The sequence below is a fragment of the Brevundimonas sp. GW821-FHT12C05 genome, assembly GCF_058807475.1.
Window position 1 is genome coordinate 86,062 of the sequence record NZ_JBXAQS010000006.1, and the last position, 9,475, is coordinate 95,536.

General features: G+C 68.1%; 9 protein-coding genes. All 9 read left to right on the plus strand.

Translation table 11 applies throughout. The features are described from left to right. Positions 1 to 115 precede the first annotated feature (115 nt). The gene (locus tag AC1RRF_RS16290; RefSeq protein WP_492836422.1) at positions 116 to 598 is read left to right on the plus strand and encodes a sigma-70 family RNA polymerase sigma factor; all 483 of its coding nucleotides are present in this window, start codon (positions 116 to 118) and stop codon (positions 596 to 598) included. Next, a complete protein-coding gene (locus AC1RRF_RS16295; RefSeq protein WP_492836424.1) occupies positions 595 to 1,524 on the plus strand; it encodes a FecR family protein in 930 nt (309 codons plus the stop codon). The genes AC1RRF_RS16290 and AC1RRF_RS16295 overlap by 4 nt, the downstream gene beginning before the upstream one ends. A 78-nt stretch (positions 1,525 to 1,602) precedes the next feature. Continuing rightward, positions 1,603 to 2,553 (plus strand): AraC family transcriptional regulator, encoded by a 951-nt coding sequence (locus tag AC1RRF_RS16300; RefSeq protein ID WP_492836426.1) that lies wholly within the window; start codon positions 1,603 to 1,605, stop codon positions 2,551 to 2,553. Between the two features lie 297 nt (positions 2,554 to 2,850). Then, a complete protein-coding gene (locus AC1RRF_RS16305) occupies positions 2,851 to 4,443 on the plus strand; it encodes a ShlB/FhaC/HecB family hemolysin secretion/activation protein (protein ID WP_492836481.1) in 1,593 nt (530 codons plus the stop codon). Between the two features lie 25 nt (positions 4,444 to 4,468). Further along, the gene (locus AC1RRF_RS16310; RefSeq protein WP_492836428.1) at positions 4,469 to 6,223 is read left to right on the plus strand and encodes a DUF2341 domain-containing protein; all 1,755 of its coding nucleotides are present in this window, start codon (positions 4,469 to 4,471) and stop codon (positions 6,221 to 6,223) included. 9 nt (positions 6,224 to 6,232) lie between these two features. Further along, positions 6,233 to 6,640, plus strand: a complete 408-nt coding sequence (locus AC1RRF_RS16315; protein WP_492836430.1) for an ExbD/TolR family protein — start codon at positions 6,233 to 6,235, stop codon at positions 6,638 to 6,640. 13 nt (positions 6,641 to 6,653) lie between these two features. Further along, the gene (locus AC1RRF_RS16320; RefSeq protein WP_492836432.1) at positions 6,654 to 7,331 is read left to right on the plus strand and encodes an energy transducer TonB family protein; all 678 of its coding nucleotides are present in this window, start codon (positions 6,654 to 6,656) and stop codon (positions 7,329 to 7,331) included. 27 nt (positions 7,332 to 7,358) lie between these two features. Next, a complete protein-coding gene (locus AC1RRF_RS16325; RefSeq protein ID WP_492836434.1) occupies positions 7,359 to 8,933 on the plus strand; it encodes a putative porin in 1,575 nt (524 codons plus the stop codon). Positions 8,934 to 8,935: 2 nt separating this feature from the next. Continuing rightward, positions 8,936 to 9,460 (plus strand): hypothetical protein, encoded by a 525-nt coding sequence (locus AC1RRF_RS16330; RefSeq protein WP_492836436.1) that lies wholly within the window; start codon positions 8,936 to 8,938, stop codon positions 9,458 to 9,460. The last annotated feature ends 15 nt before the right edge of the window (positions 9,461 to 9,475 follow it).

Sequence of the window (9,475 nt, forward strand, 5' to 3'; positions counted from 1 at the left end):
CTGATCCACTCGAATGCAAAGGGCCGCTCCGGCGACGGGGCGGCCCTTCTGCTGTCTTGTCGATCCCGGGTCACTGCTGTAGTCGGCTGGCTCCGGAGCGAGTGGTGGAGCGACCTTGTCCGGCTTCCATGACATCTTTGAACGGCTCAAGCGGCGCCTGATGCGCCGTGGCGCTTCGCATGAGGACGCCGAGGACTTCATCCAGGAGGCCTTCGCCCGACTGACGGTCGAACAGGGTCGCCAGGACATCCGTCAGCCGGAAGCCTTCCTGTACCGGACCGCCGCCAACCTCGCGACGGACGAGGCGCGTCGCCGAAAGCGTCGCCGGATCGCCGACCAGCCGGTCGAAGACATGGCGCTGGTGGATTTTTCACCTTCGCCTGATGAGCTTTTGCACCGTCGCCAGCGTCTAGAGAGATTGATGCAGGGGTTGCGCGAGATGGACCCGACAACCCGTTCGATGCTGATCGCCCAGCGACTGGACGGGCGTTCGCTGTCGGACATCGCGCGGGGGCACGACGTCAGCGTGAGTGCGGTGGAAAAACGGATCGCCCGGGGATTGCTGTTCCTGATGCGATGGACAGAGGGTTGGGCGTGAGCGACGTGCGGAACAAGGGCTTCGACGCCATCGATGAAGCGGCGGCCCAATGGGTCGTGCGGCTGGCTGACGGCCGGCCGGGCGAGGCCCTGCGCGAAGGCTTCGAGCAGTGGCTGGCGCGCGACCCGCGTCACGCACCGGCCTTCGAGCGCGTCCATGGCGTCTGGACAGGGGCGGGGACCGCTGGACAGCAGCTGAGGAACCGGCGCCGGACGCGGATCGCCGGCGCGGTCCTGGCCGTGGCCCTGGCCGCCTTGCCGCTGGCGCTGTTCTTGCGCGATCCGGTCTATGAAACCGCCCGGGGCGAGCAGGAGATCGTCGAGCTGGATGACGGCACTCGCCTGACCCTGAACACGGACAGCAGCGTCACGGTCAACTATGAGCGGGGCACGCGCCGGGTCGCGCTGACCCGCGGCGAGGTCTATTTCGATGTCGCGCGCAATCCCAACCGCCCCTTCGTGGTCAACATCGACCATGACAACGTGCGGGTGCTCGGCACCTCCTTCCTGATCCGCCGCGACGGCGAGGAGACGCAGGTGACCCTGGTGTCCGGCTCGGTGCTGGTGAATCACGGCGGCGCGGATGCGCTGACGCGTCCGCCTCTCACCTTGTCGCCGGGCGAGCGGGTGCGCTGGCGCCAGGGCGCGCCGAACCGGATCGACCGGCCCAAGCTCGAAAGCTCGCTGGCCTGGCGGCGGGGCGAGCTGGTCCTGGAGCAGACCCTGGTGGCCGACGCCGTCGCGGAGATGAACCGCTATAGCCGCACGCCCATGGTTCTGAATGACGAGCGGGTGGCGCGGGCGCGCATCTCGGGGGTGTTCAAGACCGGGGATTCGGAAACCTTCGCCCACACCCTGGCCCGGCTGTACGGGCTTCAGGTGCAGCGCCGCGCGGGCAAGATCGTGATGGAGCGCCGGCCTGCATGAAAGTTTTGAGACGGCGTGTGGACTGACGCGCGAGCGTCGTCTCTTCCCCTGAGACATGTAGCTTTGGGGGCCGTTCAAATGCACGACGCCAGACAGACGAGCTCGCGCAGCGTCTTTTCGCGCGACGGCGGCCTGCTGACGCGGGAACTGGGCGCCTTGGGCGTCCGACGGGTGAGCTCTCCCAAGGGCGAGGCGGTGACGGGCGAGGTATCGACCATCCCGCTGGACAGCGGCGCGGTCTTCGCCTTCCATTTCCAGAGCGCCGTCTTCATCGAACAGGCGGCCCCGGGTTTGGTCACCTTCCTGTCGGCGAAGGAGGGGGTGGCGCTGGAGCTCAGCGAACCGTCGCGCACTTTCGCCGTCGAGGGCACCGGCATCCTCTATGTCGGCGGCGGGACGACGCGAATCTCCGTGCGCGCCGACACCCCGGTCCATGGCGTGTGCTTCGAGGTCAGCCAGCTGATGCAGCACCTCGCGGCCTGGCACCCGGAACGGGACGCCGAGCCGTTCGGACGCGACGCCCTGCGCTTCGACCGCGCCCAGGTCGGGCCAATCAACCGCTTCCTGGAGTTCATGCTGCGCGAGTCCTCCCTGTCGCAAACGGTCGGCGGGAGCGTCAGCCTGCGGCGGTCGCGGGCCGTGCTGATGGACCTGCTGATCGAGCATTTCGAGGAGGAGGCGGCCAAGCCCAGCTGGAGCATTTCGCCGGGCCATCTGAAGCGGGCCGAGTCCTTCGTTCTGGCCAACCTCTCTGACGAGTTCACCGCCGCCGACGTGGCGGTCGCCGTCGGCGTCAGCCCGCGCTCGCTGTATCGCGCCTTCCAGGATTTCCGCGGCATGAGCTTCAGCCATTTCGTGCGCGGCGTGCGGATGGAGGCGGCGCGGGCTTTGCTGCGTGAAGAGCCGTCGCTCTCGCTCAAGGCCGTCGCACGGCGCGTGGGGTATGCCGACTACACCTCCTTCTGGAGGCATTTCAGGGCGCAGTTCGGCGTGTCGCCCAGTGAAGGCGAGGGACGCCTGGCCGCCTGACCCGCGCCGTCGTTCCGAGGTCCAGAGCCTCCCGGATCGCTCCGGGAGGCTTTTGGCGTCCAAAGTAAAAAGTAAGATAATCCGTCTCAATAACTTCAAGTAACCAGACTATCAGCCTTCGGAGGGTTGCAATCGTTGTCGTCATTTCAAGATCAGCCACCTTGTGCGCGTACACCAAGTCTTGCGGTTGTTTGATCTTCGATATGCCGTATCCAGCGTGACGACACGGCCCTGACGGGATGTGGTTGGTTCTGGGGGGCGGGCGTGAAGGTCGTAGTATCGAGGAAGCGTTTGGCCGTGGCCCTGATGGGCGCGGTCGCGGCGGCGGCGCTGTCGGCGGGTGTCGCCGGCGCTCAGGAGGCTCCCGCGCCCGCAGACGCCGGCGCGGTCGAGCGCCGCATCGACATCATGAACTACCGCGTGGACGGCAACACGGTCCTGCCCAGGATCGAGGTCGAGCGGGCCATCTATCCGTTCCTGGGACCGCAGCGCACGGTCGGCGATGTCGAAAGCGCGCGCGCCGCGCTGGAGGCCGCCTACCGCTCGGCGGGCTATGAGACCGTCGGCGTGGAGATCCCCGAGCAGGACGTTCGCGGCGGCGTCGTCCGGCTGACGGTGACGGAACTGAGGGTTGGCCGGCTGCGCGTGACGGAGTCGCGTTATTTCTCGCCCGAGGGCATCCGCGCTCGCGCGCCCTCGCTCGCCGAGGGCGTCGTGCCGAACTATCGCCAGGTGGCCGAAGAGGTCGCCGCGCTGAACCGTTCGGCGGACCGCAGCATCACCCCGACCCTGCGGGCGGGGGAAACTCCGGGCACCGTCGACGTGGATCTCCAGGTCGAGGACCGGCTGCCCATCCACGGTTCGCTGGAGGTCAACGACCGGTTCAGCAACCGCACCGAACGCATCCGCCTTGCGGCGTCGATCAACTACGCCAACCTGTTCCAGCACGAGCACAGCCTCAGCCTGCAGGTCCAGACGACCCCGAACGACCCGTCGGAATCGCTGGTCGTCTCGGGCTCCTACGTCGCGCCGATCGCCGGCACGCCCTTCACGGTGGTGGGCTATGCGGTCCATTCCGACAGCGACGTCGCCGCCATCGGCGGCATCGGCGTGATCGGCAGCGGCGACATCGCCGGCGCCCGCTTCATCGCAGCCTCTCAAAAAGGGAACGCGGTCCACCAGCTGATCGCGGGCTTCGACTACAAGAGCTTCAACGAGGATCTGATCCTCGGGTCGGACACGGCGTCCACGCCGATCGACTACATCCCGCTGACCTTCCAGTACGCCTTGGCCTATCGCGGCCAGCAGGACGACGTCGACCTGAACCTGGGCCTGAATTTCGGCATCCGCGGGCTGGGCGCCGACGACTTCGAATATCGCCTGAAGCGCTTCAACGCCGAGTCCAGCTGGGCCTATCTGCGCGGCGACCTGAGCTGGCGCCGCCGGATGGAGGCCGACACCTCCATGATCTTCCGGCTGGGCGCGCAACTGTCCGGTCAGCCGCTGATCTCCAACGAGCAGTTCGCCGCGGGCGGCCTGGACTCGGTGCGCGGCTACTACGAGAGCCAGGAGCTCGGCGACTACGGCGTCTACTGGCAGTACGAGCTGGAAAGCCCGTCGTTCCACCGGTGGACCATCGGCGACGACTTCCGCGTCTTCACCTTTGTAGATGGGGCCTACCTCGGCGTTTACGACGCCCTGCCGGACCTTACAGGCCACGTTGAGGACCGCTTCCGCCTGGCCGGCGTCGGTTTCGGCATGAGGCTTCGACTCTTCAATCGCATCAACGCCTCGGCGCTCCTCGCCGGCCCGCTGATCGATCGGGAAGACACCAAGACAGACTTCGACGGACGGTGGCGCGGGCAGTTCCGCGTCTGGTCCGACTTCTGACGACATCCAGACAGGATACGGGGCAATGACAAAGAAGAAGTGGTTCATGACGGTGCTCGCCGTCGGCATTCTGGCGCCCGCGGCGGCCCTGGCGTGGTGGAACGACGACTGGACGGAACGGCGCAAGATCTCGCTGGACGCCTCGGCGGTCGGCGTCAGCGAGCGCATCGAGCGCGCGCCCACGCTGGTCCGTCTCCATGGCGGCGTGCTGGATTTCTCGAAGGTCAAGCCGGACGGCTCGGACCTGCGCTTCACGTCGGGCGATGACCGGACGCCGCTAAACTATCACATCGAACGCTTCGACCCGACCGCCGAACTGGGCCTGGTCTGGGTCGACGTGCCGACGGTCAACACCACCGGCCGGTCGGACATGTGGATGTACTACGGCGCCGAGAACGCGACCTCGGCGGCCAACGCCGGCGCCACCTATGACGGCGAGCAGAGCCTGGCGATGCACTTCAGCGACGCGGGCGGCGTGCCGACCGACGTCACCGCCAACCGCAACCAGGTCAGCGCCTCGACGGCCCAACTGGTCGCGGACGGCCTGATCGCCGGCGGCGCCCGCTTCGCCGCCAACGGCCAGGTCCGGGTGGCCCCCAGCGACTCGATCGCCGTGGCCGCGGCCGGTCGCGTGACCTTCTCCGCCTGGGTGAAGCTGGACGAGGCCGACGCGGCTTCGAACGGCGCGGTCATCACCAAACTGTCCGCCGGCGGCGAAGGCGCCGCCTCGCGCCTGGCCCTGGTGCTGAACCAGGGCGTTCCGACGGTCCGGGTGATCGACGCCTCGGGCGCGGCCCAGGAAGTGCGCGGCTCCGCCTCGCTCACCACCGGAACCTGGACCCACCTCGCGATGGTCGCTGACGGCGACGCGGTGCGGCTCTATGTCGACGGCGCGCAGGCCGGTGAAGTCGCCGCAGCCCTGCCGGCCCTCGCCGGTGAGACGGTGTTCGGTTCGGTCTCCGGCCAGCCCGCCTTCGTCGGCGACATGGACGAGGCCGGTCAGGCGAACACCGCCCGTTCGGCGTCGCAGATCGCCTTCGCCGCCCGCACCCAGGGCCGCTCCGCCGCCTTCGTCTCCTTCTCGGCCGAGCCCGAAACGGCTGAAGGCGGAGGTCACAACTACTTCGGCGTCCTGCTGAACGCCCTGACGCCCGACGCCTGGATCGTCATCGGCATCCTGGGCGTGCTGGGCCTGCTGAGCTTCTGGGTGATGTTCGAGAAGGTTCGCCAGATCAACGCGACCGCCGCCGCCGACCGTCGCTTCAAGACGGAGTTCCGCGAGGAAATGCGCCGGGGCCGCGCCGGCAAGCCGGCCATGGATCCCACGCTGCATGAACGCTCCGGCCTGTTCCGGATGTATGAGGCGGGCCTCGGCGAAGTGGCTGATCAGGTCGATGACAAGGGCGCGCTGGACGAGCGTTCCGTGGCCATCGTCCGGTCGTCGCTGAACGCCCAGCAGTCGACCGAGATGCAGCGCCTGAACCGCTTCATGGTGCTGCTGACCATCGCCATCTCGGGCGGTCCGTTCCTGGGCCTCCTGGGCACCGTGGTCGGGGTCATGATCACCTTCGCCGCCATCGCCGCGGCGGGCGACGTCAACATCAACGCCATCGCGCCCGGCATCGCCGCGGCCCTGCTGGCGACCGTCGCCGGCCTGGCCGTCGCGATCCCCGCCCTGTTTGGCTACAACTACCTGATCACCCGCATCCAGGGCCTCACGGCCGACATGGAGGTCTTCGCCGACGAGTTCGTCACGAAGATCGCCAAAGCCTACCGATAGGGGGCCGGCATGCGCGCGAGTCAGGTCGGAAAACCCTACGACGACATCAACATCACCCCGATGCTGGACCTCGCCTACGTCCTGCTGGTGATCTTCATCATCATGACCACGGCCTCGGTTCAGGGGATCAAGGTCGACGTTCCCAAGGCCAGTTCATCGGTCAGCCTGGCCAAGCCGACGACCAAGGCGATCACGGTCACCAACGACGGCAAGATCTACCTCGACACCTTCCCGGTCACGCTCGACGAGCTGGAGAGCCAGCTGCTGTCGTTCAAGGCGGTCACCCCGGACTTCCCGGTCGTGATCAAGGGCGACGGCGGGGCGCAGTACAGCACCATCATGGCCGTGCTCGACGTATGCGGCCGCGTGGGGATCACCCAGCTCGGCCTCGTGTCCGAGCGTGAGCGGCCGGCCTGACGGGACATATGGAATGACCCGTCCGTCCAAGCCTGACCGGTCGTCCTGGGTCGCCAGACTGATCGCCGTCGCCGTCCTGGCGGCCGCGATCGGACTGGGGATCTGGTTCTGGCCCTCGCCCAACGCCCCGGCGCCCGAGCGCTTCATTCAGGAAATCACCCTGGTCCAGCCGCCGCCCCCTCCGCCGCCCGAGCCGGAGGAGCCGATCATGGAAGAAGAACCCGAGATCATTCAGCCGACCGACGAGCCGCAGGTTCAGCCGGACGTCGAACAGCCCTCGGAAAGCCCTTCGGACGCTCCGGCGGTCTCCAGCGAGGCCGCGGGCCTGGATCGCCCGGCCGACGCCGGTTCCGACAGCTTCCGCCTGGCCGCCGGCCAGGGCGGCGGACTGTTCGGGCGCGGCGGCGGCGGGGGTGGGGGATGGGGCTCCTATGTCGAGACCCACGTCCGCCGGGCCTTGCAACGGGATCCGCGTACGCGCGGCGCCCAGGGCTTCATCCGGGTCAGCGTGGTGGTCGACGACAACGGGCGGTTCGGAAACGCCCGCCTTCGCTCCTCCACCGGGGATGCGGCCATGGACGCCGCCGTTCGCGACGTCCTGGCCTCGCTCTCCCCGCTGGGGCGGGGCCGCCCGCCCGGGATCGAGGCCACCACCGTCCTAGACATCAACATGAGACGCACCGGCGGCTGAGGCCGTCGATCCGGAAAGAACCAAGCCATGACCTCTCTCCTCTCCAAGACTCTCCTGACGACGACGGCGGCGGTGGCGCTGAGCGTCGCCCTCGGCGCCGGCCCGGCGATGGCGCAGTCCGCCCAGGCGGCTCCGGCGCCCTCCGACGCGGAAATCGCCATCGACCTGCTTGAGTTGCTGGTCGAGGAGGGGGTCGTTCCGGCGGATCGCGCCCAGGCGCTTCTGGACCGCGCCCGCCAGACCGCGGCCCTTCGGGTCCAGGCCGCCGCGCCGCCCACGCCGACGACGATCGACGTCGCCTACGTCCCCGAACTGGTCCGCAACCAGATCCGCGACGAGATCCGCACCGAGGTCATGACCCAGGCGCGCGCCGAGGGATGGGTCGCGCCCAACACCATGCCCGAATGGCTGAACCGCATCAGCCTGACCGGCGACTTCCGCCTCCGCTTCGAGGGCAACTATTTCGACGAGGGGAACTATCCGTTCTTCCCGGACGCCAACGCCATCAACGAGGCCGGCGGTGTGAAGACGTCCGAGGGCTTCCCTCTGCTGAACTCCACCGTCAACCGGAACCGCTACCGCTACCGGGCGCGTCTGGGCATCAACGCCCAGCTGTCCGACCAGGTCTTCATGGGCATCGTCCTGGCCTCGGGCAGCGACGACGGCGCCGTGTCGACCAACGAGACCCTCGGCGACTACTTCAGCAAGGATCCGATCTGGATCGACAAGGCCTACCTTCGCTACCAGCCGATGGCGGGCGTCACCCTGACCGGCGGGCGAATGCCCAACCCGTTCTATTCGACCGACCTGGTCTGGGACACGGACATCAACCCCGAAGGCGTGGCGCTGACCATCAGCCATGACTTCGGCGCGGCCAAGGTGTTCTCGACCTCGGCCTATCTGCCGCTGCAGGAACGCGAGCTGGACGACGAGGACCGCTATCTGGCGGCCACCCAGTTCGGCGCCGAGACCAAGGTCGGCGAGACGATCTCGATCAAGGCGGCGGTGGCCTACTACGCCTTCGCCAACGTCCAGAGCCGCCGCAACCCGGCGCAGGGCTCGCGCATCTACGACTACACCGCGCCGGCCGTACTGGCCCGCGGCAACTCGATCTTCAACATGCGCACCGACGGGACGACGACCCTGGCGGGTCTGGCTTCGGACTTCGACGTGCTGAACGTGACCGGTCACGTGGACTACACCGGCTTCGACGGTCTCCGCGTCCGTGTGATCGGCGATTTCGCCAAGAACCTCGCCTACGATCGGTCGCAGATCCAACTGCTGCAGGCCGAGGCCAGCGTGCCGTCGGGCGACATCGCCTGGCAGGCTCGCGTCGACTTCGGCACCTTGTCGACCGGCCGCCGCGGCGACTGGATGGTGTCGGCCGCCTACAAATACCTCGAGACCGACGCCGTCCTGGACATCTTCACCGACAGCGACTTCGGCCTCGGCGGCACCGACCTGGAAGGCTTCGTCCTGGAGGGCAAATACGGCCTCGCGGACAGCGCCACGCTCAATCTGAAATGGCTCAGCACGGACGCGATCTCGCGCCCGCCGTTCTCCACGGACGTGCTGCAGGTCACCCTCGAGACGGAGTTCTGATCATGAACCGCATGATCCTCGCGGCCGCGGCCGCGGTCTGTCTCGCGGGCCTGTCCGGCCAGGCGTCGGCTCAGCAAGCCCCGCCCGCCGCCGTCGCGCCGGTCGCCGCCACGCCGACGCAGGAAGAGCAGATCGCCCTTCTGCAGGCGCGTCTCGCGCAGTCGGAACAGGCGCTGGCCAACCATCGCATCCTGCTGGCGCAGGCACGGTCGGAAGGGGCGTTGAAGGATGAACTGCTCGTCCTCGGCCGCACCCGCAACGCCGAACTCTACCAGATCGCCTCCCAGATCCTGGACCGGTACGCCGGCATGGGCGTCGGCGAAGCGCTGGTGCGCCGCGAACCCTTCGTCCAGGCCGCCCGCGTCGATCTGCAGAACCGGGTCCAGGACTATGAGGACCGCCTCCGTGCGGCCCGCATCGATGAAACCACCCTGGCGCCCAGCGTAGAGCGCCGGATGGACGAGGAGCTCGCGCGCCGCCGCGCCGAGGCCGCCGCCGCCGAGCCCTCGGCCACCCCCGCACAATAGATCCCATTCCGCCGT